The organism is Flavobacterium pallidum (genome assembly GCF_003097535.1).
Classification (GTDB): domain Bacteria; phylum Bacteroidota; class Bacteroidia; order Flavobacteriales; family Flavobacteriaceae; genus Flavobacterium; species Flavobacterium pallidum.
Genome location: NZ_CP029187.1, coordinates 811172 through 835062, shown reverse-complemented (window position 1 = coordinate 835062; position 23891 = coordinate 811172). Strand labels below are relative to the sequence as shown.

23 protein-coding genes are annotated in these 23891 nt (G+C 44.0%); 8 read left to right on the top strand and 15 right to left on the bottom strand.

The features are described from left to right. Position 1 precedes the first annotated feature (1 nt). Entirely contained in the window at positions 2-1738 is a 1737-nt protein-coding gene (locus HYN49_RS03380; protein ID WP_394336400.1) for an ABC transporter ATP-binding protein, read from the bottom strand. A 93-nt stretch (positions 1739-1831) separates the two neighbouring features. Here HYN49_RS03380 and HYN49_RS03375 point away from each other — a divergent pair, with 93 nt between their 5' ends. Then, positions 1832-4747, top strand: a complete 2916-nt coding sequence (locus HYN49_RS03375; RefSeq protein ID WP_146185043.1) for a S8 family serine peptidase — start codon at positions 1832-1834, stop codon at positions 4745-4747. Between the two features lie 63 nt (positions 4748-4810). Here HYN49_RS03375 and HYN49_RS03370 read toward each other — a convergent pair whose 3' ends face one another. The 12 genes from HYN49_RS03370 to hemA all read right to left on the bottom strand — a co-directional run bounded on the left by HYN49_RS03370 (position 4811) and on the right by hemA (position 14541). After that, complete coding sequence (locus HYN49_RS03370) at positions 4811-5524, bottom strand: 3'-5' exonuclease (RefSeq protein ID WP_108902804.1); 714 nt, start codon at positions 5522-5524, stop codon at positions 4811-4813. A 27-nt stretch (positions 5525-5551) separates the two neighbouring features. After that, positions 5552-6706: a serine hydrolase domain-containing protein gene (locus HYN49_RS03365; protein ID WP_108902803.1), complete on the bottom strand. Its 1155-nt coding sequence runs from the start codon at positions 6704-6706 to the stop codon at positions 5552-5554. Between the two features lie 44 nt (positions 6707-6750). Then, on the bottom strand, positions 6751-7224 hold the full coding sequence (locus HYN49_RS03360) for a methylated-DNA--[protein]-cysteine S-methyltransferase (RefSeq protein WP_108902802.1): 474 nt from the start codon (positions 7222-7224) through the stop codon (positions 6751-6753). Positions 7225-7330: 106 nt separating this feature from the next. After that, positions 7331-7705: a c-type cytochrome gene (locus HYN49_RS03355; RefSeq protein ID WP_108902801.1), complete on the bottom strand. Its 375-nt coding sequence runs from the start codon at positions 7703-7705 to the stop codon at positions 7331-7333. Positions 7706-7805: 100 nt separating this feature from the next. Further along, on the bottom strand, positions 7806-8798 hold the full coding sequence (hemB, locus tag HYN49_RS03350) for a porphobilinogen synthase (RefSeq protein WP_108902800.1): 993 nt from the start codon (positions 8796-8798) through the stop codon (positions 7806-7808). A gap of 25 nt (positions 8799-8823) precedes the next feature. After that, entirely contained in the window at positions 8824-9726 is a 903-nt protein-coding gene (gene hemF, locus HYN49_RS03345; RefSeq protein ID WP_108902799.1) for an oxygen-dependent coproporphyrinogen oxidase, read from the bottom strand. Positions 9727-9728: 2 nt separating this feature from the next. Then, on the bottom strand, positions 9729-10145 hold the full coding sequence (locus HYN49_RS03340) for a hypothetical protein (protein WP_108902798.1): 417 nt from the start codon (positions 10143-10145) through the stop codon (positions 9729-9731). After that, a complete protein-coding gene (locus HYN49_RS03335; RefSeq protein WP_108902797.1) occupies positions 10142-10678 on the bottom strand; it encodes a GNAT family N-acetyltransferase in 537 nt (178 codons plus the stop codon). Before HYN49_RS03335 ends, HYN49_RS03340 begins: the two co-directional genes overlap by 4 nt. 1 nt (position 10679) lies before the next feature. Next, positions 10680-11711 (bottom strand): uroporphyrinogen decarboxylase, encoded by a 1032-nt coding sequence (gene hemE / locus HYN49_RS03330; RefSeq protein WP_181368999.1) that lies wholly within the window; start codon positions 11709-11711, stop codon positions 10680-10682. A gap of 6 nt (positions 11712-11717) precedes the next feature. Further along, positions 11718-12374 (bottom strand): uroporphyrinogen-III synthase, encoded by a 657-nt coding sequence (locus HYN49_RS03325; RefSeq protein ID WP_108902796.1) that lies wholly within the window; start codon positions 12372-12374, stop codon positions 11718-11720. Then, a complete protein-coding gene (gene hemC / locus HYN49_RS03320) occupies positions 12371-13288 on the bottom strand; it encodes a hydroxymethylbilane synthase (RefSeq protein ID WP_108902795.1) in 918 nt (305 codons plus the stop codon). The genes HYN49_RS03325 and hemC overlap by 4 nt, the downstream gene beginning before the upstream one ends. Continuing rightward, entirely contained in the window at positions 13285-14541 is a 1257-nt protein-coding gene (gene hemA / locus HYN49_RS03315) for a glutamyl-tRNA reductase (RefSeq protein WP_108902794.1), read from the bottom strand. The genes hemC and hemA overlap by 4 nt, the downstream gene beginning before the upstream one ends. A gap of 228 nt (positions 14542-14769) precedes the next feature. Here hemA and HYN49_RS03310 point away from each other — a divergent pair, with 228 nt between their 5' ends. Genes HYN49_RS03310 through HYN49_RS03285 form a run of 6 tightly spaced genes read left to right on the top strand, consistent with a single transcriptional unit; the run spans position 14770 to position 21107 of the window. Then, complete coding sequence (locus HYN49_RS03310) at positions 14770-15642, top strand: AraC family transcriptional regulator (RefSeq protein WP_108902793.1); 873 nt, start codon at positions 14770-14772, stop codon at positions 15640-15642. 40 nt (positions 15643-15682) lie between these two features. Then, positions 15683-16699, top strand: a complete 1017-nt coding sequence (gene hemH / locus HYN49_RS03305) for a ferrochelatase (RefSeq protein WP_108902792.1) — start codon at positions 15683-15685, stop codon at positions 16697-16699. Positions 16700-16706: 7 nt separating this feature from the next. Next, positions 16707-18041, top strand: a complete 1335-nt coding sequence (locus HYN49_RS03300) for an MATE family efflux transporter (protein ID WP_108902791.1) — start codon at positions 16707-16709, stop codon at positions 18039-18041. A 2-nt stretch (positions 18042-18043) separates the two neighbouring features. Continuing rightward, positions 18044-18589, top strand: a complete 546-nt coding sequence (locus HYN49_RS03295; RefSeq protein WP_108902790.1) for a CopD family protein — start codon at positions 18044-18046, stop codon at positions 18587-18589. Between the two features lie 54 nt (positions 18590-18643). Further along, positions 18644-19423, top strand: coding sequence for an enoyl-CoA hydratase/isomerase family protein (locus HYN49_RS03290; RefSeq protein WP_108902789.1), 780 nt, complete (start codon positions 18644-18646; stop codon positions 19421-19423). A gap of 13 nt (positions 19424-19436) precedes the next feature. Next, entirely contained in the window at positions 19437-21107 is a 1671-nt protein-coding gene (locus tag HYN49_RS03285) for a hypothetical protein (RefSeq protein ID WP_108902788.1), read from the top strand. Positions 21108-21116: 9 nt separating this feature from the next. On the opposite strand, the gene HYN49_RS03280 is transcribed toward HYN49_RS03285, so the two are convergent. Together HYN49_RS03280 and HYN49_RS03275 are read right to left on the bottom strand one after the other, a co-directional pair. Then, a complete protein-coding gene (locus HYN49_RS03280; protein WP_108902787.1) occupies positions 21117-21626 on the bottom strand; it encodes an acyl-CoA thioesterase in 510 nt (169 codons plus the stop codon). 65 nt (positions 21627-21691) lie between these two features. Next, positions 21692-22624: an HU domain-containing protein gene (locus HYN49_RS03275; RefSeq protein WP_108902786.1), complete on the bottom strand. Its 933-nt coding sequence runs from the start codon at positions 22622-22624 to the stop codon at positions 21692-21694. 100 nt (positions 22625-22724) lie between these two features. On the opposite strand from HYN49_RS03275, the gene dprA reads away from it, so the two are divergent. Beyond that, positions 22725-23825: a DNA-processing protein DprA gene (gene dprA / locus HYN49_RS03270; RefSeq protein WP_108902785.1), complete on the top strand. Its 1101-nt coding sequence runs from the start codon at positions 22725-22727 to the stop codon at positions 23823-23825. The last annotated feature ends 66 nt before the right edge of the window (positions 23826-23891 follow it).

Sequence of the window (23891 nt, the reverse complement as noted above, 5' to 3'; positions counted from 1 at the left end):
TTTAACTTCCTTTCGGAATCGCGTTAATCAACTTTTTAGTGTATTCTTTCTGCGGATGCGCATAAATCTCGTCGGCATCGGCCATTTCCTCGATTTTTCCTTTGTTCATGACCAAAACCTGGTCGCTCATGTATTTTACCACGGCAAGGTCATGCGAAATGAAAATATAGGTAAACCCGAAATTCTCTTTCAGTTCATTCAATAAATTCAGCACCTGCGCCTGTACCGAAATGTCCAATGCCGATACCGATTCATCGCAAACAATCAGTTTCGGGTGCAATGCAATCGTACGGGCAATCCCGATACGCTGCCTTTGTCCCCCTGAAAATTCATGCGGATAACGATGAAAATGTTCCTCTGCCAAACCCACACGCTGCAGGATTTCGATGGTTTTTGCTTTGCGTTCCCTGTCATTTTTATAAAGCCCATGCACCTGCATCGGTTCCATAATCGCTTTCCCGACGGGAATCCTTGGATTTAAAGAGGAATAAGGATCCTGGAAGATAATCTGGATTTCGCGGCGCAATGCCTTAATATCGGCAGCATTGAGTTTGGTAATGTCCTTTCCGCGGTATAAAACCTGCCCCGCTGTCGCTTTGTCAAGCTGCAGGATAACATTTCCCAAAGTGGATTTTCCACAGCCGGATTCCCCTACCAATCCGAGGGTTTCTCCTTCATACAATTGAAAACTGACGTTGTTCACGGCTTTAAAACCATGCTTTTTTCCCCATAATCCGGCGGCCGAGAAATATTCTTTTTCGACATTGCATACTTCAAGCAGCGGTGCGTTTTGATATAATATGGCTTGCCTTTGTTTTCGCGCTTCCGCAGAAACCACTTCGTCAGGAACCACATTGTTGAGGTAGTCATGAATGGTCGGAAGGCGTTTCAACCGCACATCGAGCGACGGACGTGAACTGATCAAAGCTTTCGTATACAGATGCGCCGGATGGTGAAAAACACTAAGGGCGTTTCCCTGTTCGACGATTTCCCCTTTGTACATCACCAAAACACGGTCGGCAATTTCCGAAACCAATGACAAATCGTGCGAGATGAAAATGATGCTCATCCCTGTTTCCTTCTGGATTTCCTTGAGCAGCAGGATGATTTCGTTCTGTACGGTAACATCGAGTGCGGTGGTGGGTTCGTCCGCAATCAGCAGTTTCGGTTTGCATGCAATCGCCATGGCAATCATAACGCGTTGCTTTTGTCCGCCTGAAATTTCATGCGGGTAACGGTCGTATAATTTTTGCGGGTCGGGTAATTTTACCTTTTCAAATAACGAAATCACTTCGGCCTTGGCTTGTTTTCCAGACATTGGCGTATGCCTTAGCAACACTTCAAGTACCTGATAACCGCAGGAAAGCGAAGGATTAAGTGAGCTCATCGGTTCCTGGAAAATCATCCCGATGTCGTTGCCGCGCAGTTGCTGCATGGCTTTTGAATCGGATTTAGAAAGATCATTACCGTCAAAAATCACGCAACCGGATGTAATCTTTGATATCTCTTTAGGGAGCAACCCCATGACGGCCAATGAGGAAACCGATTTTCCTGAACCGGATTCGCCAACGATGCCAAGGATTTCATTGGCATAAAGGTTATATGAAATATGGTGTACGACTGCCTGCCATCCGGCTGCGCCCCTAAAAGAAATGCTGAGGTCCTGTACAGCCAGCAAAGGTTTTGGATTCATCGGATAAAAATAATAAAAACAATCGGCATCAGGCGGGGTGTCCATGGTTTTAAATCTTAAAATTTAACAGGGAATCGCACCTTATACTCATTAAATGCGCATATATTTGGCCACATTTCCAAAAAAACCACAACTACTTTGAAAACCACATTTAAAAAAACGACTCTTTTTGTTTTTGCAGCAATGCTTTTAACATCATTTGCTTTTTCCCAAAACGCTAAAGAGGTGGGTGACATCATCCGGGATTATGATCTTGTCAAGCTGAAATCACTGGAACAAAAGTATACCCGCAAATCAGAAATAGAAAAAAAGAAAGCAATCGAGGCCGCCAAAATAAATGGCTGGCCGGAATTCAGGATGGGTAGGGACGGCTCTTATGAAGAATTGATGAAAGTCTCTCCACAGGGTTTCCCGATTTATTATTCCACCTCAAATGTGAATGCAGCCATTTCGACCAGGGCAAATATCCTGCAATCTGTATATAACCTGAAAGGGCAGGGTATGACTGCAAGGATATGGGACGGCGGAAAAGTACGTGCCTCGCATCAGGAATTTGGCGGGCGTGTTGCCGTGGTGGATGCCACTGCGGGACCAGACGGTAATAATTTCCATTCGACACATGTTACCGGGACAGTAGTCGCCGCAGGGGTAGATCCTGCTGCGAAAGGCATGGCGCCTATGGCCAATGCGAGGACTTTCAACTGGACCAATGATACCGGCGAGGTACTTTCGGAAGTGCAGGCGGGTATGTTGCTTTCAAACCATTCTTATGGTGTCCCATCCACTTCAGTACCGGGATGGTATATCGGGTCTTATGATGATGATGCGCGCACTTGGGATGAAATCGCATACAATTCGCCCTATTACCTGATGGTAGCTTCGGCCGGAAACAATGGAAACGATGCCAATAATCAGGGTTCCACTGCGGGATTTGACAAGCTTACAGGAAATAAGGTTTCTAAAAATAACCTGGTAGTAGCGAATTGCCAGGATGCGGTTATTACCCAATCCGGAAATCTTACATCAGTTTCCATTAACAGCAGCAGCAGCCAGGGACCGGCCGATGATTTGCGCATCAAGCCGGATATTACAGGGAACGGGACCAATCTATATTCGACTTTTGAAAGCAGCGATACTGATTACGGAAGCATTTCCGGAACATCAATGGCCTCGCCAAACGTAATGGGAACGTTGCTTTTGCTTCAGCAACATTATAAAAATGTGAACCAGCAATTCATGAAATCCGCTACATTAAAAGCATTGGCCTGCCATACTGCTGATGATGCAGGGTTGGCGGGACCTGATGCTGTTTTCGGATGGGGATTATTGAATGGAAAAAAAGCAGCCGAAGCCATCAGTAATAATGGTATTGGATCTGTGATTAGTGAAGAAACCCTGAACCAGGGCCAGACCTATACTATTACTGTAAACGCAAGCGGTGATGTTCCGATGAAAGCCACTATCGTATGGACAGATGTACCGGGCGAGGTTGGTAATGGGAACCTCAATGATACGACTCCTGCGCTTGTAAATGACCTTGATATCAGGATCACCCAAAATGCGGCAACCTATTATCCGTGGAAATTGCGTGCAAATGCAAACCAGACCGCAACCAATATTTCAGATAATAATGTGGACAATGTGGAACGTGTCGATATCCCGAACGCTTTTGGAACTTTTACGATTACCGTAACCCACAAAGGGACACTGGTGGGTGGTTCGCAGAAATTTTCACTGGTTGTCACCGGAATCGAATCGCAATTTGCATTAACGGCGTCTTCACCGGACCAGGTGGTTTGCAGTTCGGGCACAGCTGCATATAGTTTTAATTATAATGCGACTACTTCTGAAGCGACTACTTTTTCGGCCTTAGGCTTGCCTCCAGGAGTTGTGGCAACTTTCAGTCAGTCCTCGTTAGCGATTCCTGGCCCGGTTACGATGACGCTTTCAAACCTTCAGGGGCTTGCCGCGGGCGATTATGTTATAGGCTTCAAAGGACAAAACAGCACCGAAGAAGAGATAAAAAACGTAAACCTGAAAATTTACAGCAGTACTTATGAGAACCTGCTTTTAACAACCCCGGCAAATATGCAACAAGGCCTGGCAACAACGTTGGGTCTTGACTGGGAACCGGGCAATAATGTGCAAAGTTATCGACTGCAGGTTTCTACCACGCCGGATTTCAATACTTTGGTGACGGACATAGTTACCACCGAGACAGATTATATCCTTTCGGGATTAAGCGCGGCTACAAGATATTACTGGAGGGTGCTTCCGATAAATGTTTGCGGACAAGCCACATCCAATACCGTGAACCGATTTGATACCGGGTCACAAACCTGCGATATCGTGTATGCCGCTACAGATTATTCCAACGCTCTTATCGGCGACACGGAAAATTCTGTGGGGTCTGTGCCTATAACCGTTTCAGGCGGAATGACAGTGGGCAGCCTTGCGGTCAGTGTTAATATCTCCCATACTTATATCGAAGATTTTACAGTTTATCTTGAAGGCCCCAATGCATTGGGCAATCCGTTCATACGCCTGTTTGAACAGCCATGCGGCGATAATGATGATATCGTTGCTACGGTAAGCGATGCGGGGACACCTTATGTTTGCGGTACCAATCCAGGTATTTCAGGAATTGTGCAGCCGGTTGATCCGTTGAGCGACTTTAATAACATGCCTGCTGATGGGGTGTGGACTTTATATGTAGTCGATGCCTTCAATGGGGATGGTGGCGTAATCAATAATTTCAGCCTGAATTTCTGTAATGTCGTTTCGGCAAACCTGAATACCGAATACCAACAATTTGAAGCCAATGTTGCGGTATACCCAAACCCGACAAAAGGCTTGCTGAACGTAAAACTTCCTGATCCTGCATCAACTACCACGCTCACTCTATGTGATATGAGGGGCAGGAGCATCTTTTCAAAGCAAACCAATGCTGCCTCTGATACCATGAACATTGAAACGCTTCAGGACGGAATGTACGTGCTTTCAATATCAAATGAAAAGTATAAGGTTTCGAAGAAAGTGGTGTTAAGCAGGTAACAGCCATAAACAAAAAAGCCAAAAGCCAATAGTTTTCAGTAACCTATTGGCTTTTTTATTGTACTACACATGGATGATCTCCTCCGCAATCAGCAATTCCTCGCGACGGAGCTTCAAGAAAACCTGCGCTACGGCAATCACATCCTTTTCACAATAGGTGATGATCCGGTCGATGTCTTTTTCAATATAATAGACGTGGCCTACCTGGCTGCCGTCGATATCACCTTTTGGGGAAGGAATGCCGAGGACTTTGGTCAGTAATTTCAGGGAAGTGAAATGTTTATAGTCTCCGAATTTCCACAATTCCAGAGTGTCTAAATGTGGAATTTCCCATGGCTTTTTTCCGAAAAGATTCAGTTTCTGAGGAATCGGTATTCCATTGATAATCATTCTTCTTGCCAGAAAGGGAATGTCGAATTCCTTTGCATTGTGCCCACACAACACATGTTGCGGCTGATCAAAATGATTGTTCAGAAGGTTATTGAAATCCTTTAGCAAACTCACTTCATCTCCAAAAAATGAAGTCACCCGAAAATGCCGGATATCACCTTTTAATGTAAAATATCCTGCAGAAATGCAGATGATTTTCCCGAATTCGGCCCAGATGCCGGCACGGTCATAGAATGCCTCAGGCGTGTATTCATCACGGCGCTGGTATTGGGTTTTCTGTTCCCAAAGCACTTTCCAGTCGGGGTCAAGATTTTGGTAATTTTCCTCGCACGGAACCGTTTCAATGTCTAGGAACAGGATGTTCTGAAGTTGGATTTTTTCTATCATGGCGTGTATTTAAAATTGTGGCGTACATTATTTCTTGTTGGTCAGCATCTTAGTGGCTTCTTCCAAATATACATAAAAATCATCACCAAACGGACTGTCGGTCGTCGTTTTAATGGTGTTTTTCCCAAGCCGCACGATAATGGCATCCTGGTCCGGAATGACAATAACATACTGCCCCAGATGCCCGCGCATGCAATATCCTTTCTTGCCATCGTGGTCAAAAAGCCACCAGCCGTAGCCATATTGCGGAGAATCTTCGAATCTGGGTTTGATGGATTTGGCCACAAAAGCGCTGTCGATGATCTGCTTCCCATTCCATTTCCCATACTGTTTGTACAATTTCCCGAAACGGGCAAAATCACGCGCATTCGAAGCAATACAGCAATATGCTTTAACCATGCCATTTTCATGATCCGTTTGCCAAAGCGCTTCGTTTTCGGCACCCATCGGTTTCCAGAAACTATCAGAAACGTAATCGGCGAGGCTTTTTCCGGTTGCTTTCTCGATGCACATCGCCAGCAATTGCGTGTTTCCGCTTAAATAAATATATGATTTTCCAGGCTCTGAAACACCTTTCAGCCCAAGGATTACTGAATTCAGATCGCCATCAAAATACGCCTGTGTCGTAATCGAGAACGGACTGTAATACGATTCATCCCAATTCAGTCCCGAAGCCATCGATGACAGATCGCCTACCGTCATTGCAGCCGATTTCCCGTCTTTGAATTCGGGAAAGAAATCGGAAACCTTCTGGTCCAGGCTTTTGATTTTTCGATCGGTAATGGCTTTGCCCAACGCCGCCGAAACGACGCTTTTAGCCATCGAAAAGGAGTTGGATTTCGAGTCTTTTTCGTAACCGTCGTAATAGGTTTCATACCACACGCTGTCATTCTTAATGATCAGGAAAGCGACCGTGCCGGTTTTTTTATTGATCGAATCCAGGACATGTGTTGCAGCTATTTTGTTGTAATCCTTAGCTTCTGCCCAGGGTTGTGGATTGCCTTTTTGAATCGTACGGTTGTCGAAATATTGATAATCGTCGAGGAAAGCCGTAACGTGGCCGTGGAAATATATCGTCCTGACCGCTGTGATGAGGTAGCCGTAACCGGTGATATATAAAACAGCAATCAGTACAAGGAGAATGCCGAAGAACCACAGCAGGAATTTTTTAAGGAATTTCATAAAGACAGTATTTGCCTTACGAATGTAGCAAAAATTATGGTTTGTCAGAAAAGGCTTTGCTGTGCCGATGGCGTTTCATGCTCCAACAGCCATTTCTTGCGCCAGAGTCCGCCCGCGTATCCGGTCAATGACCCGTCGCTTCCGATTACCCTATGGCACGGCACGACAATCCATAACGGATTCTTGCCATTAGCGGAAGCTACTGCGCGGATGGCTTTTACATCACCAAGTTTTTTGGTAATGTCCATATAAGTCACTGTTTTCCCGAATGGGATAGTCAGCAATTCCTGCCACACGCTTTTCTGGAAATCGGTTCCGGAAGGGTTGAGTTTAAAGGTGAAATCATTCCTTTTTCCGGCAAAATAATCCTGAAGCTGCAGCACAGCCTCTTCAAGGACCTGCGGTATATTTTCAGAACTTTCTTTTTCGGAATCCAGGATGGAGATGATGGATATACCGTTCTCATCACCGCTGATTTTGGCGATCCCGAGAGGCGTTTTGATGTAGGTGGTTTCCATGTTATAAAAGTAGTTACAAAGAGGCAGAGTTACAAAGTGGCAAAGTTTTTTTGCGAATTGCACAAAGTTTAAAGTAAAACTATTTTTGCACTCAGCAACTCAGCAACTAAAAAGAATAAATATAAGCCTCCAATCCTTTTAATTCTTCCTCCGAAAAAGTCTTCGTCAGTTGCAGGTTGACTTTCATCGCGTCATATTGTGACGGGTCAACTAATGGATCGGCATTTTCTTTCAGGAATTGGACGAGGTTTCCTTTTTTGGCTTTATAGGTTTTGGCAATTTCCTGAATACTTGGCCCGATGACTTTTTGGTCTTCGCGATGGCAGGCAAAACAGTTTCCTTTGCCGTTGAAAATCTCCTTTCCTAAATCCATAGGTGTTTGTGTTTCCGCAGCTTCGGGATACAATTCGGATTTTGGTTCTTCTTTTTTGCAGCTGACGAAGAGTGCCGTTGTCAATAATAGTATAAATGTTGTTTTCATGGTCGATTGCCTAGCCCCGATCGCAGCGGCATCCTTTTTTGCCGAGGTACGAAGGCTAAAAAAAGATACAGCGGAGAGCGGGAACCAGCTCCTTAAAAAATTATTTATTCAAAAGCACTGAGGCTTCCTTAGCAAAATACGTCGAAATCAGGCTTGCCCCGGCACGCTTGATGCAATACAATTGCTCAATCATAATGCGGTCATGGTCCAGCCAGCCACGCTCGGCAGCGGCTTTGATCATTGCATATTCACCAGAGACATGGTAAACGGAAACCGGTACGTTAACAGCATTCTTGACCTCGCGAACGATGTCAAGGTACGCAATGCCGGGTTTCACCATCACGATGTCTGCGCCTTCAGCCACGTCGTCGAGCGCCTCTTTAATGGCTTCGATTCGGTTCGCATAATCCATCTGGTACGTTTTCTTGTCTTTCGGGATGTTTTGCGCATCGACGGGGGCAGAATCCAGGGCGTCGCGGAACGGGCCGTAAAATGCGGACGCATACTTGGCGCTGTAACTCATGATGCCTACGTTGTGGTGGCCGTGTTCCTCTAAAGCCTTACGGATGGCAAAAACACGTCCGTCCATCATGTCGGAAGGCGCAACGAAATCGGCACCGGCCTCAGCGTGGGACAAACTCATACGTGTGAGCGCATCGATGGTGGGATCGTTGACCACATAGCCTTTTTCGATGATGCCATCATGGCCGTAAATGGAATATGGATCGAGTGCGACATCGGGCATGACAATCATTTCAGGAACAGCGTCTTTGATGGCACGGATGGTTTGCTGCATCAGCCCGTCCTTGTTCCAGGCTTCCTTTCCGGTATTGTCCTTCAGGTTTTCGGAAACCTTTACATAAATATTGACGGCGCGGATGCCTAAATCCCAGGCTTCTTTGACTTCTTTAATCGTGTTGTCGAGTGAATGGCGGTAAATCCCTGGCATGGATGGAATGGGAGATTTAATATCTTTTCCTTCTGCGACGAACATTGGTAACATGAAATCCTGTGGTGAAAGTGAAGTTTCACGAACAATACTTCTTATGGATTCATTTACCCGGAGGCGACGATTTCTATTAAACTGACTCATTTTAAAAATTCAAAATTTATAATAATCAAACCCAATTGATTGGGCTTTCCAATACTTTAATTAATCTTTCTTCCTCGCTTCCAGGCTCAGCATGATGATCGTAAACCCATTGTACCCTTGGTGGCAAACTCATCAAAATGCTTTCAATGCGGCCGTTGGTTTTCAGTCCGAAAAGCGTGCCTTTATCGTGTACCAAATTGAATTCTACATAACGCCCGCGCCGGATTTCCTGCCAGTTGCGGTTGTCATCTGTGTAAGGCAGATTTTTTCTCCTGTCAAGAATTGGAATGTATGCTGCTGTAAAACTGTTTCCGACTTCGGTTACAAAATCGTACCAGTTTTCCATCGTCATGCCATCGTTCGTTTTGCAGTAATCGAAAAACAATCCTCCGATACCCCGGGCTTCATGGCGGTGCGCATTCCAGAAATAAGCATCGCATTGCACTTTGTATTTCGGGTAAAACGCGTCCGAATGCTTATCGCAGGCGGTTTTACAGGTTTGATGAAAGTGTTTCGCATCTTCCTCAAACAGGTAATAAGGTGTTAAATCCTGACCGCCACCGAACCATTGATCGATGATATTCCCGTCGGCATCATACATCTCGAAGTAACGCCAATTCGCATGAACGGTAGGTGCCATAGGGTTTTTTGGATGGATAACAAGACTTAATCCGCAGGCAAAGAAATCGGCTTCACCTACATTGAACATTTTCTGCATCGTGTCAGGCAGTTTACCGTGAACAGCAGAAATATTGACACCGCCTTTTTCAATGACCGCGCCATTTTCAATCACGCGCGTTCTTCCTCCACCGCCTTCGGGACGTTGCCAGATATCCTCGCGGAATTTGGCTGAGCCGTCCGATTTTTCAAGTGCGGCGCAGATAGTATCCTGTAGTTTTTGGATGTATTTGTAAAATTGATTCTTCATCACTATTCCAATTTTTCGTAAATATCTGTACGACCGGCGCTATACATGATTTCATTATCAGGGTGTATGGGAACGAATGCCATTTTATCCATTTTCGTGCTATCGACAAAGTGAATGCGGAAATATTGGTCAAAAGTTTCAGTGCGGTTCAATGAAATCACATGAAGGATGTGATATTTTTTTTCTTTTATTACCTCATAAACGCCGCTATCATGTATTCCGTCAGCTAACACTGAAAGTTTATTGTCTTTTCCAAAAGTGTATGTTTTACCCGCAGAAATTTTTTCCACAATGGCTTTTTCTCCTGCATTGCCTCCAACATGCTGTTCTGTTTTTTTCCATTTCCCGATTAAAGATTGCTCATTTGATGTACAACCAAAAATCACGCCGGCCATCAACGCTACAATTGTTTTTTTCATTTATAATCCGATTTTAACAGTCCGAAATAGCATATATCCTCCAGGCTTCCTTCGCCACTGCGGAACTCTTTCCTTAAAAGACCTTCCTTAACAAATCCATGTTTTGTGGCGATGCGCTGGCTTGCGGTGTTTTCTTTTGAAGTGCAGATGATGATTTTATTCATCAGCAACTCGTTGAAGCAATAAGCGATGGTATTCGAAACCGCTTTGGTAATAATGCCCTGTCCTTCAAAATCCTCATCGATGAAATAAGCCAGTTCACATCTTAAGATTCGCGGATCGATATTTTTCACGCAAATGTATCCTATAAGCGTCTCCATTTCCTTGTGATGTATGTAAAAATAATGCCCTTCTCTTTTTGCCTGTTTTTCATTGGCTGCAGCAATAAATTCCTGCGTTTTTTCAAAAGAATCACAGCCGGAAAGTGTTCCGGGAAATGTTTTCCGTATGTGTTCCCGGTTTTTATTAATCAACGCGAAGAATGCTTCAGCGGTGATGTCGTCAATTGGCGATATTTCCCAATCAATATTCATTTCAGCGATTATATTCCTTCACCGCATCCACAAACGCTTTCGCATGATCAACCGGAATATTTGGTAAAATACCATGACCAAGGTTTACGATGTATTTGTCTTTTCCGAACTCATCAATCATCTGGTGGACCATTTTCTTAATCGTAGGAATTGGTGATAATAAACGCGACGGGTCGAAATTCCCCTGAAGCGTAATATTCCCGCCTGAAAGATAACGTGCATTCCTTGCAGAGCATGTCCAGTCCACACCAAGCGCAGAGGCTTTACTTTTGCCCATTTCGCCAAGCGCAAACCAACAGCCTTTTCCAAAAACGATTACGTGTGTCTCGGGTGCCAAAGCTTCCACAATCTGGTTGATGTATTTCCATGAAAATTCCTGATAATCCACAGGCGAAAGCATCCCGCCCCAGCTGTCAAAAACCTGAACGGCATTGACGCCGGCTTTGACTTTTTCTTTTAAATAAGCAATGGTCGTATCAGTGATTTTCTGCAACAGGACATGTGCAGCTTCAGGATGCGTAAAGCAAAACCCTTTAGCAGTATCAAAACTTTTCGAGCCTTTTCCTTCCACGGCATAACAAAAAATTGTCCATGGCGAGCCTGCAAAACCGATCAGCGGCACTTCGTCATTCAGCATTTCCTTGGTCAGTTTGATGGCATCCATGACGTAGCCTAAAGTTTCGTCGATGTTCGGAACAATTACTTTTTCGACATCCTGTGGTGTACGGATTGGATTTGGTAAAAATGGGCCAACACTTTCTTTCATCAAAACTTCAATGCCCATCGCCTGCGGAACGACAAGAATGTCTGAAAATAAAATTGCGGCATCCGGTGCAATCCTGCGAATCGGCTGTACGGTAATTTCAGCAGCAAGTTCCGGGGTTTGGCAACGCGTGAAGAAATCATATTTATCACGTAGCGCAATGAACTCAGGCAAATATCTTCCGGCCTGGCGCATCATCCAAACAGGTGGTCTTTCTACGGTTTCGCCTCTGAGGGCTTTCAGGAATAAGTCGTTTTTTATTGTTGACACAGGTATTTATTTAAAATGTTGTATGGTTTGTATGATGACGTTTTCCACGCTTGGCTTATTTGCCATCACAATATTTTTTGTTTTTTGTTCCAAAGCTTTTGCGGTCGTTGCGCCGATGCAGAAGCAGATTTGATTGTCAATTTGATTTTCAGCTAAATAACTTTCGACGGCTGACGGACTGAAAAACAGCAATCCATCGACTTCAGCATTTATTTTTTTCGGTGCCAAAACCGTTTCGTATACCTCAATTTCATTAAAACTGATTCCCGAAATTTTCAGGTTCACCGGCAGGGTTTCCATCCGAAGGCTTCCGCAGAAGAAAGTAAATGTTTCTTTGGCGTAATTCTTTTTAATCATTTCTGCCAAAGCGGAAGCATTGTCGACAATTTCCATCACCGTAAACCCAACTTCATCTAGTAATGCTGCTGTTTTTTCACCTACGCAAAAGCATGGCTTCCGGCGGATTTCCTGTACATCCGGATGTGATGCCACTACTTTTACGGCGTTCGCACTGGTAAAAATCAGGTTATCAAAAATTTCAGTGAACGTAAATTCCTTTTCCTGAACCAAAATAAAATCGGCTTCGATTACTGATATTCCTGCATTCAGCAAAAACTGCCTCTGGTTCGGCAAAAGCTTTTTTGTGGAAAGGACACGGGTCATTTGTTTAAATCTTTCCGGATTTTGTCCATCACTTTCTCGCCTCCATTTTCCAGGATTTCGACAGCACATTCGCTTCCAAAATCGTGATAATGATCTATTGCAATTGTCTTTTCAATATTGATTTTTTCCTTTCCGTCAAGCGAACATAAAACACCCGTAAAACGGATGTCATTCACGATGATTTCTGCCAAAGCCCCGATGGGAGCCGTACAGCCGCCTTCGAGTTTCTTCAGGAAATCGCGCTCAATCTTGGTGCAGATTTCAGTATGGAAATGATTCAGTTTTGCAACGGCTTGAGTACAATAATCGTCATTTTGCATGCTTACGACCACCATCGCGCCCTGTGCCGGAGCCGGAATCATCCAGTCCAAATCAATATGGTTTTCAGGCTTCAGGTTCAGGCGTTCCAGGCCTGCCGCAGCAAAAATGGCACCGTTCCAATTGTTGTCCTGTAATTTCTGAAGTCGCGTATTTACATTTCCGCGTAAATCAACCGTTGTATGATGCGGGAAACGATTCAGCCACAATGCCTGTCGGCGCAGGCTTCCGGTAGCAATAGTGGCGTTTTCGTGATAAAAATCATCGGAACCTTTGTAAACCAGGATGTCTTTTTCATTCGCCCGTTCCAGAACCGCAGCCTGTACAATGCCTTTTGGCAAAGCCGTCGGGACATCTTTCATGGAATGTACTGCAATATCAACCTGGCCATTAATCATGGCAATGTCGAGTGTTTTGGTAAAAATTCCGGTAATTCCTAATTCGTAAAGCGGTTTGTCGAGGATGATATCACCGGCAGATTTTACGGCAATTATTTCAGTTGTATAACCTAAATCGTTGAGTTTTTTTTCAACCGTATGCGCCTGCCATAAAGCCAGTTCGCTGTCGCGTGTCCCGATCCGGATAGTTTTATTCATTTTGCGGATGCTTCAATCTGGAACACTTTTTCAATCCACTCAATGCTTTCATCGACCAAGGTATTGTCGTCCTTGAGGTGATTTGCGAAATGCGTCGTAATTTTCTGGATGATGCGTGCGCTTATGATTTCGGCCTGTTCTTCGTTGAAACCGGCGATTTTCTTGCTTTGGAAATCCAATTCAGAATCTTTTATCGCGTTCAGCTTTTCTTTCAACGCGTTGATCGTTGGCGCGAATTTGCGTGCTTTTGTCCAACTCACGAATTCTTCCTTGATTTCTTCGATAATCGCCTCGGCGGCCGGAATGTGTTTTTTCCTGTTTTCCAAAGTATCGTCTGTCATTTGTGCCAGATGATCCATATGGATTAAAGTCACGCCTTCGAGTTCCTGCACGTTTTCGTTTACATTTTTCGGAATCGAAAGGTCAAGGATCAGCAATGGTTTCTTCAGATTTAGAATAGCTTTGTCAACCGTCGGGTTTTGCGCGCCGGTAGCCACAACGACCACGTCTGCTTTTTGAAGTTCCAGATGGAGTTCTGAAAAATCGCGGACAATCAGATTGAGTTTTCCAGCCAGTTTTTCAGCTTTATCTTTGGTGCGGTTGATGAGGGTGATGTGCTCGTTTTTGGTGTGTTTTACCAAATTCTCACAGGTGTTCCTTCCGATTTTTCCGGCACCGAACAACAGGATATTCTTGTTGCTGATGTCTTCCACATTTCGGATGATATATTGAACCGAAGCAAAGGCAACCGACGTGGCACCTGAACTGATTTCGGTTTCATTCTTGATTTTTTTGCTGGCCTGGATAACGGCATTCGTCAGACGGTCCATGAAAGTGTTGATCAATCCAAACTTGCGTGATTCTGTAAAACCTGTTTTCAACTGGCTGATGATTTCGAAATCACCTAAAATCTGGCTGTCAAGGCCTGTCCCTACACGAAAAATGTGATTGATAGCTTCCTGGTTTTTGTAAACAAAACCGGATTTTTGAAATTCTTCGGCCGTACCTTTGCTATGGTCGCAAATCAATTTAATCAATTGGTATGGATGTTCAGCGAAGCCATAAATCTCGGTACGGTTGCAGGTTGAAGTAACCAGCAGGCTTTCGATCCCTTCCGATTTGGCTTGTTCAAGCAGGTTGGTTTTGGCCGTTTCATCCAAACTGAATTTCCCGCGTGCAACGGCATCCGCTTTTTTATAGCTCACACCGACGGCGTAAAAATATTGGGATTTCGAAATGTAACTATTAGCCATAAAACCACTTCTTCTGAAAGTTAAACAAAATTATTATTATGCCTTTTATAAAAATAACGCTGGAAGGACTTTTTGTATCGCTTCGGGATATTTTAAACCAAAAGTCACTAAACAACGTAAATCTTTGTAAATTTGTAATGAAATCAAGCCTTCGGAAACAGCTTATGTAGAATTATTCTAAATAAATGTTTTGGCTGGTTTCAAAAAGATATACGAAAAAACATCGCTATGGGTTCATTGGATGAGATAAAAATTGAGGAAGATTTTGTAATGCTAAGATTACAGAACGACGGCAATGATGTTTTTCGCGCTGAAAGACAGATACATCAGGGATTGATACAGTTTCATTTCGGGATAAAAGGAAGGGCAAAATTTATTTTCAATCAGGGGAATTACGGCTTGGACCTGAATGAAGAAAAAGCACTTTTATTGTACAATCCGCAGAAGGAATTGCCATTGAATTTGGAACTGGCACCGCATTCGTGGGTCATTTCGGTCATTATTTCAATCAAGAAATTCCACTCGCTTTTTTCTGCGGAAGCGGATTATATTCCATTCTTAAGCCAGGATAATCAGGATAAGAAATATTATAATGAAAGCAATATCAGTCCGTCTATGGCGATTGTGTTGAGCCAGTTGTTTCATTTCAACCTGAATCCGTCGATTAAAAACCTGTATTATAAAGGAAAAGGTTATGAACTGCTGAGTCTTTATTTTAACCGAAGCGAAGACCCCGATGCAGAGCAATGCCCGTTTTTGATTGATGAAGATAATGTGATGAAAATCCGTAAGGCCAAAGAAATCGTGATTGCAAATATGGCTGAACCGCCCGGTTTACAGGAACTCGCGGATCAGGTGGGCTTAAACCTTAAGAAGCTGAAAACCGGCTTCAAGCAGATTTATGGTGACACGGTTTATGGCTTCTTGTTCGATTACAAAATGGATTATGCACGCAAACTGCTGGACAGCGGTTCATATAATGTGAACGAAGTCGGACTGAAGATTGGCTACAGCACCGGCAGCCATTTTATTTCGGCTTTTAAAAAGAAATTTGCCACGACACCGAAGAAATACCTGATGTCCATGAATCCCAACACATAATACATATCGTATACATTTAAAATTTAAAACTCAACATACATTGAAAGGAGCATTATTAGTAAACCTCGGCTCGCCAGAAAGCCCTGACGCCAAAGACGTAAAACCATACCTCGACCAGTTCTTAATGGACAAATACGTGATTGACGTGCCATTTTTATTGCGTGCGTTTTTAGTCCGTGGCATCATTTTAAGGAAAAGGCCGGAAAAATCTGCAGCGGCGTATAAAAAAATCTGGTGGGAAGAAGGTTCCCCATTGATTGTTTTATCAAAAAGGATGTTTGCCAAAGTGGAAAAACAGGTACAGATCCCGATGTCACTTGCGATGCGTTACGGAAAACCCGATATCTTATCAGGGTTACAGCAACTGCATGACAAAGGCGTGACAGAAGTGATGCTTTTTCCATTATATCCGCAGCACGCGATGGCATCGACGGTAACAATTCTGGTTCTGGCAGAAGAACTGCGTAAGAAGCATTTCCCAGACATGAAATTCACCACTGTTCCTGCATTTTACAACAAGCCGGATTACATTAAAAACCTGGGGGAATCGATGAAAAAACACCTCGGGAATTTCGAATATGACCATTTATTATTTTCCTATCATGGTATCCCCGAAAGGCATGTACGCAAGACCGATGTGACCAAATCGCATTGTAAGATTGACAATCAATGCTGTATCACGCCATCACCCGCGCATGAATTCTGTTACCGCCATCAATGTTACGAAACCACGAGGCAGGTTGTGGAATACCTTGGCATTCCGGAAGGAAAATACAGCCAGACGTTCCAGTCCAGGCTTGCCGGCGACAAATGGCTTGAACCTTATACCGATATTGAAATCGACAAAATGCCTGAAAAAGGGATTAAGAAATTGGCCGTCGTAACGCCTGCTTTCGTAGCCGATTGCCTGGAAACACTCGAAGAAATTGCCATGGAAGCCAACCACCAGTTTAAGGAACATGGCGGCGAGGAATTCCTTGCGATTCCGTGTTTGAATGATGATGAAAATTGGTGTGCAACGGTTGCTGACTGGGTAAATCAATGGGCAAAATCCTGATGTTTTAATGACCGTCAGCAAACACGATCTCGGGACACAAAGCGTCAGGAAACTGATCTTGGGACAGGCTGTGCCTGCATCTGTCGGGATTTTGTTTATGACAGTAAACCTGCTGATCGACACCATTTTTGTAGGAAGGTGGCTTGGATCCCTCGCCATAGCGGCCCTGACCGTCGTCACCCCGATCGCATTTTTAATTTCGTCGCTTGGATTGGCAATTGGTGTTGGCGGAACTTCCGTTATATCCAGGGCTTTTGGTGCCGACGACGAAAAAACCGCACGAAGGGCTTTTGCACATCAAATCATGTTGACTTTGCTGCTCTCAACAGCATTAGTGGCTTGCGGGCTTATTTTTAGCGAAGACATGCTCAGGCTTTTTGGTGCCAAAGGGAACATTTTAGAACCCGCCAAAATCTTCTTGTACCCAATCTTACTTGCCGCACCTTTACAGGCGTTCCTGACCATGGGCAATTCGGTAATGCGCGCCGAAGATAAAGCCGGCAGGGCAATGACCACAATGATCATTGCGTCCATAGCAAATATATTGCTCGACATCATTTTCATCAAGCTGTTAAACTGGGAGATTTTTGGGGCGGCACTGGCGACGGCCATTTCGTTTGCAATGGCGTTCATTTATATGCTCTGGTGTTTCATTGCCGAAGGAAAGCTGAGATTGCGTTGGACAGACTTTGCTCCAAAGTGGAAAATGATAGGCGAAATTACTTCGCTGAGCGGATCTACATTTGCCCGACAGGGTATCATCAGTATACTATCGGTATTGCTGAATCACACGCTTTTTGAACATGGCGGGGACCACGCTGTGACAGTATATGGAATCGTCAGCAAGATGCTGATGTTTGCGCTGTTTCCGGTAAATGGAATCGTGGAAGGGTTTCTCCCCATTGCAGGGTATAATTACGGAGCCAAGAAATTTTCGCGGGTTAAAGATGCCATTGCTGTTTCAATAAAATATGCCTGTGGGGTCGCTCTGATCATTTATACCGGGATTTTGATATTCGCATCACCCATAGTTTCATTATTTACAACCGACAACACCGTCATAGCCGATGCGCCAAATGCGCTGCGGTGGATTTTTGCGGCTTCACCGGTGATCGCTGTCCAACTTATCGGAGCGGCCTATTTCCAGGCTGCCGGTAAAGCCTTGAAAGCATTATTGCTGACATTGAGTAAACAGGGATTTTTCCTGATTCCGCTCATCCTGATTTTACCTGAATTTTTTGGTATTTTTGGCGTATGGTTCTCATTTCCGATTGCCGATGTGCTGTCCACCACGCTGACCGCAATTTTCCTGAAAAAAGAAATCAATACCGGACTTAAATAATTATGGCATATTACAACTATATCAAATCCCTGCACCTCATTTTCGTGATCACCTGGTTTGCGGGATTGTTTTACATCGTCAGGCTATTCGTATACCAGATTGAAGCTGCCGTAAAACCTTCCCCTGAAAAAGAAATCCTGCAGAACCAATACAAAATTATGACCTATCGGCTTTGGTACATCATCACCTGGCCGTCCGGAGTTTTGGCGACGATTTTTGGTTTGACGATGTTGTACCTGAATCCGGGTTTGATGCAATTGGATTTTATGCAGGTCAAATTCGGATTTGTGTTCCTGCTGTTTTTATATCATGCCAAATGCCATCAGATTTACCTGGAATTGCAGCGCGACGAGATAAGATATACGTCAAATTTTATGCGGTTATGGAATGAAGGCGCTACGATTATTTTGTTTGCCGTCGTGTTTTTAATTATCGTAAAAGATGCCATCAATTGGATTTACGGTGTCATCGGAATCCTTTTATTTTCAATACTGATTATGCTCGGATTCCGGTTTTATAAAAAAATCAGGCAGCGGAACGGCAGTTGATTCCTGTCGGAGACAATAAATTTGGTTACATTTGATTCACAAAAAAGAAGCACAATGACATACGAAAACATACTGGTTGCCAACGGAACGATTGCGCAAATCACCATCAACAGGCCTGAAAAACTCAACGCGCTGAACAGGCAGACCATACAGGAACTGCACGATGCTTTTGAAACTGCAGAAAACAATCCTGATATTAAAGTGATAATCCTTACTGGATCAGGCGAAAAAGCTTTCGTTGCCGGAGCAGATATTTCAGAATTTGCTTCTTTTTCAGTAGAGGAAGGCGCGCAGCTTGCCGCACACGGGCAGGAAATCCTTTTTGATTTTGTGGAAAACCTGCGCACGCCGGTGATTGCAGCGGTAAATGGTTTTGCGCTTGGCGGCGGATTGGAACTGGCCATGGCCTGTCATTTCAGGATCGCTTCGGAAAATGCCAAAATGGGGCTCCCGGAAGTGTCACTTGGCGTGATTCCCGGGTATGGCGGTACGCAGCGCCTTCCGCAATTGATCGGTAAAGGAAAGGCCATGGAAATGATCATGACCGCGGGAATGATTACCGCCGAAGAAGCAAAATCCTGTGGTTTGGTAAATTATGTTGTTCCGCAAGGAGAGCTTCTGGAATTCACTCATGGCATCGCGCAAAAAATCATTAAAAATTCCCCAACCGCCATCGGCCAGGCAATTAAAGCTGTAAATGCAAGCTACAAGGAAGGCCTGGACGGTTTCAAAACGGAAATCAAGGCGTTCGGGAAATGCTTTGGCACAGAAGATTTTAAAGAAGGCACGACGGCATTCCTTGAGAAAAGGAAAGCTGCTTTTACGGGGAAATAAATAGTAACCGCCCATGATGCAGAAACTTCTCTTCCTGACCGCTACGGTTTTATCGACTTTAGCAGCACCAGCACAGAAAATCCAGTTCCAGCTTACTAAAAGCGGTATTTTTCAGGATGAATACAAAACTTCCCAAATTGCATTAACGGAAGAAGATGGACTTGGCGGTTTTTGGATTGTCCGAAACTATGTTGGCGGAATATTCAGCGGCGCGCAGGGATATTATTTCGAGCATTATGACAAGGACATGAAATTGCTCAAAGACGGTGAACTGCAAATCAAACACCCGGTTTCAGAAAAGGACGCTACTGTTTTCGGGGTGTTCATGATGAATAATAGTTTCCATATCATCGAAATGTATTACGACCTGAATGCAAAATTGTACAAATGCGTTGCAAATTCAGTTGACAATATTGATTTAAAAGTTTCAAAAAAAACGCTGTTCGAATTGTCACGCGAAGAAATCAAACAGGCCGGGTCTTTTTCGCTTAATGAATTGTTCTCATTGGGCAATACCAGGGATTACCTGCTTAACAATGATGGTTTTTTTGTTGCGGAAATCGGGCAGACTGAAGCAGGATTCTTTGATTTCACCAGGCGTGTCGGTACAGAATTGTTTGGAAGCAACGCGGGTTCCGGGCTCTCCGTGGTGGTGAATAACACCAAAAGCGCTTTCACTATCGTTATTGACCTGAAAGGCAAAAAGGAAGAAGCGGCAAAAATTTTTCTCTTCGATGCAGGGTTGAATCAAAAATTTACACGAATCCTAACCAAAGAAAACAATAAAAGGAAATACTTTTTCCAGAACGTAAATGTGTCCGATGATGGGAAAGCGGTTTATGTGCTGAGCAAATATTATGCGGAAGAATTGAAACAGAAAGCATCAGGCGGAAAATATGTGTTTGAGCTTACTAAAATAAGCGGTGATTCAGAATCGATGGAAACCGCAGATGTGGAAGAACATTTCGTGTCCTGCCTTAAGACCATTACGTTTGATGAAAAATTGTTCGCAATCGGATTTTATTCTGACCTGAAGGACAATCGGTATAAAGGGGTGGCGTATTTCGAATTTGACCCTGCCACGATGAAGCTTGTAAAGTCGAAATTCAGCCCGTTCACAGACCAATTCATCACGGACAAATATGGTAATGCGACAGACAAGGAGCTAAAATACCTCACATTCAAGGATTTCAGGTTAACGGCGGATAAGAATATTATCCTTAATGCAGAAGAAGCTTACATCACTCAGACACACGATGCCATGACCGGCGGCAATACAACATATTTTAATTTTGATGATATCGTAAGCGTGAAATTAAATACCCAGGGCGACTTGCTTTGGGCGCGGAATATTAATAAAAGCCAGTCTACGACAGAGGTAAATTATTTCCTGTCCTATTCCTCAGCGATTTATAATGATGAAGTTTATTTTTTCATCAACGCGGCTGAAAAAGTCCGGAAAATAAGTAACAACAGGATTCAGTTCAGGCAGGTCGGAAAAAACCGTTCCAACCTGAATATTATACGCATTGATAAAAATGGTGACTTCGATTTCCAGGAAATCCTCGATGATGAACAAAATGAAGTGCCGTTCATGGTTTCCAAAGGAAAGTTTTCAGGAGGAAACTGCTTCTTCCTGGGACGTCGCGGAAAAGACAAACAACTTCTGAAGGTGACTTTGTAAAAATGCTGATTATATAAACAACGCCCTCAATTCCGTTGCCTCTGCCGGTTTCATTTTTCCGGCAAGCACGAGGCTCAGTTGTTTCCTGCGTAATGCCGCGTCAAAACGTTCCTGTTCCAGTTCCGTTTCGGGAATCACCGGCGGTACTTCTACCGGGCGCCCGGTTTCATCAACGGCAACGAAAGTGTAAATCGCTTCATTGGCTTTCGTTTTCGTGCCCGATTCGCGATCCTCAATCCACACATCAAGGAAAATCTCCATAGAACTTTTAAAGCTGCGTGATATCTTGGCTTCAATCGTCACAACGCTTCCCAACGGGATGCTGCGGTTGAAGGCCACGTGGTTTACAGAAGCCGTTACCGTAATGCGGCGCGAATGCCTGCGTGCGGCGATGCTTGCGGCGCGGTCCATGCGCGCGAGCAATTCCCCTCCGAAAAGGTTGTTCAGCGGATTAGTCTCGCTTGGCAAAACAAGGTCGGTCAATATTGTAAGGGAGTCGGCGGGATGTTTCGGTTGCATTGTTTTTTTTTGCAAAGATAAATTACAGCCATAAAAAAATCCCGGATTAACGGGATTATATTTTTTTAGAATTTCCTGACCATCAGCCAGGCTTCAGGATTTTCTGCGTGGTGTATTTCCTTCAGCGCCGTTTGTGCTTCGGTATAAGTCATATAACTTCCGAAAAGCACCGGGAACAAGCCGTGGCGGTTTTTTTCCATACGCCTTGCATGATATCCCAGACCAATCAATTCATCATATCTTTTCTGTGCATTTTCTTCACTCCTGAAAGCGCCGGCTACGATGTGGTATGGCATTTTCGGTTGTTTTACCGTAAGTGTTACATTAGGTAACGGATTATTAATCAGGAAAGTAGCTTCCTGTATTTTCCCCTGCACTTCTTTTTGCACGGCAGCCTGAACGATCTGTGTTTGCTGTGCAATATCATTCTGGTAATAACTATTGAAAAAGAAACCCGCTGCACCCAATCCCACTACGAATATTGCAGCGTATTTCAGGTAACCATTGCTTTTTTGCTTTTGCGGAATGAAATCTATCACCGGAGTTTCTTCAACAATTGCGGTTTGACCCAAGCTTTCGCGGATGATAGCTGGTGAAATGAATGACGACAAACCGAATGCGGCGGTAAAATAATTCGTCTGGTTGCTGGCTTCAAAAACCAAACCACCTTCATAATTTAAAGAAATCGTACCAACATTGGTTAAAGAAACCGATTGTTTATTGTGAAGTGCGCCGCGCCAAAGCGAGATCTCCTTTTGGATCAGATCTACCGCAGATTCATATGAAATCCTTTCCGATTGGGAAATATGGTGTGCCAGAAGGCCGTCGTTGTTTTTTAAATAAGCATTAAAGGAAATGACTTTTTTAGGCGGGTAAAAATTATCATTTGTTTCATGCACCGCAGCCGACTGGATTTGAGTCAGGAACGCACCAAATCCCGGAATCGTTACACATTGATAACGGTACAGGAGCTGCGATAAATAGTATTCAATCTTCATGTCAACAAAGTTAAATATAACCTTGCGGCATCAAAATTTTATCAACAAATTTTATTAACAATTTAAGCAAAAATAGTATCTTGAGCCTCAAATATTTACTATGCGCCATACAGACCTGTTTTACCTTTTAGCCCTCCAGAAAGTGGAAGGCGTAGGAGAAATTAATGCCAAAAAACTCCTTTCGCACTTCGGGACTGCCGAAGCGATTTTCGCTGAAAAATCCCATAAGCTTAAAAAAATTGACCGCATCGGATCATTAACAGTAGAAAGGCTCAAAGATAAATCCGTGTTCGAAAAAGCGGAGGCAGAATTGCGCTTTATTGAAAAAGCCCACATCAGGGCCATCGCTTTTACGGATAAAGATTACCCTGAAAAGTTACGCCATTGCCCGGATTCGCCCATCGTCTTATTTTCAAATGGAAATATCGATTTAACTAACCGCCGCATCATCAGCATTGTTGGGACGCGTGAAATTACGGCTTATGGAAGGGATTTCTGTAAAGACCTGATTGCGACGCTGGCACCGCTTGACCCTGTCATCGTCAGCGGATTTGCTTATGGTGTCGACATTACGGCACATCTGGCGGCAATAGAAAATAATTTGCAGACTGTCGCAATTTTGGCACATGGTTTAAACCAGATTTATCCCAAAATGCATAAAAAATACATGTCCCAGGTGATGGAAAACGGTGGTTTTATGACGGAATTCTGGAGCTCGAGCAATCCAATCCGAGAACAATTTCTGCAACGAAACCGCATTGTGGCCGGAATTTCTGAAGCGACGATTGTCATCGAGTCCGCGGAGAAAGGGGGTTCACTGGTCACGGCTTCCATGGCCAATGATTACAACCGTGATGTCTTTGCGGTTCCCGGCCGGATTTCCGATAAATACAGCCAGGGCTGCAACAACCTGATCAAAACGCAAAAAGCGAATATGCTTACTTCGGCCGCCGACCTGGTCTATATGCTCAACTGGGATTTACAGCAACCTATAAAACCAGTACAAAAACAGCTTTTTATTACATTGGAACCTGACGAACAAAAGGTTTACGATTTTCTGAACAGCCATGGTAAGGAATTGCTGGATATTATTGCACTGGAATGCTCCGTGCCGGTGTTCAGGCTGTCCGGGATATTGTTGAATATGGAATTGAAAGGGGTGATCAGGCCTTTGCCGGGTAAACTTTTCGAGGTGATTTAGGTTTTTTCACTGTGGATTAAACATCATATGAATTAACACCTATTTTTGCTATCCCAATTGTGATTG

Bases quoted from the DNA above. Each gene is read 5' to 3' on its own strand.
- HYN49_RS03285 (WP_108902788.1), top strand. From the start codon at position 19,437: ATGATGCAGAAACTTCTCTTCCTGACCGCTACGGTTTTATCGACTTTA.
- HYN49_RS03340 (WP_108902798.1), bottom strand. From the start codon at position 10,145: ATGAAAAAAACAATTGTAGCGTTGATGGCCGGCGTGATTTTTGGTTGT.
- HYN49_RS03300 (WP_108902791.1), top strand. From the start codon at position 16,707: ATGACCGTCAGCAAACACGATCTCGGGACACAAAGCGTCAGGAAACTG.
- HYN49_RS03360 (WP_108902802.1), bottom strand. From the start codon at position 7,224: ATGGAAACCACCTACATCAAAACGCCTCTCGGGATCGCCAAAATCAGC.
- HYN49_RS03370 (WP_108902804.1), bottom strand. From the start codon at position 5,524: ATGATAGAAAAAATCCAACTTCAGAACATCCTGTTCCTAGACATTGAA.
- hemF (WP_108902799.1), bottom strand. From the start codon at position 9,726: ATGAAGAATCAATTTTACAAATACATCCAAAAACTACAGGATACTATC.
- HYN49_RS03310 (WP_108902793.1), top strand. From the start codon at position 14,770: ATGGGTTCATTGGATGAGATAAAAATTGAGGAAGATTTTGTAATGCTA.
- hemB (WP_108902800.1), bottom strand. From the start codon at position 8,798: ATGAGTCAGTTTAATAGAAATCGTCGCCTCCGGGTAAATGAATCCATA.
- HYN49_RS03290 (WP_108902789.1), top strand. From the start codon at position 18,644: ATGACATACGAAAACATACTGGTTGCCAACGGAACGATTGCGCAAATC.
- hemC (WP_108902795.1), bottom strand. From the start codon at position 13,288: ATGAATAAAACTATCCGGATCGGGACACGCGACAGCGAACTGGCTTTA.
- HYN49_RS03280 (WP_108902787.1), bottom strand. From the start codon at position 21,626: ATGCAACCGAAACATCCCGCCGACTCCCTTACAATATTGACCGACCTT.
- HYN49_RS03365 (WP_108902803.1), bottom strand. From the start codon at position 6,706: ATGAAATTCCTTAAAAAATTCCTGCTGTGGTTCTTCGGCATTCTCCTT.
- HYN49_RS03355 (WP_108902801.1), bottom strand. From the start codon at position 7,705: ATGAAAACAACATTTATACTATTATTGACAACGGCACTCTTCGTCAGC.
- HYN49_RS03335 (WP_108902797.1), bottom strand. From the start codon at position 10,678: ATGAATATTGATTGGGAAATATCGCCAATTGACGACATCACCGCTGAA.
- hemA (WP_108902794.1), bottom strand. From the start codon at position 14,541: ATGGCTAATAGTTACATTTCGAAATCCCAATATTTTTACGCCGTCGGT.
- HYN49_RS03275 (WP_108902786.1), bottom strand. From the start codon at position 22,624: ATGAAGATTGAATACTATTTATCGCAGCTCCTGTACCGTTATCAATGT.
- HYN49_RS03295 (WP_108902790.1), top strand. From the start codon at position 18,044: ATGGCATATTACAACTATATCAAATCCCTGCACCTCATTTTCGTGATC.
- HYN49_RS03325 (WP_108902796.1), bottom strand. From the start codon at position 12,374: ATGACCCGTGTCCTTTCCACAAAAAAGCTTTTGCCGAACCAGAGGCAG.
- HYN49_RS03380 (WP_394336400.1), bottom strand. From the start codon at position 1,738: ATGGACACCCCGCCTGATGCCGATTGTTTTTATTATTTTTATCCGATG.
- dprA (WP_108902785.1), top strand. From the start codon at position 22,725: ATGCGCCATACAGACCTGTTTTACCTTTTAGCCCTCCAGAAAGTGGAA.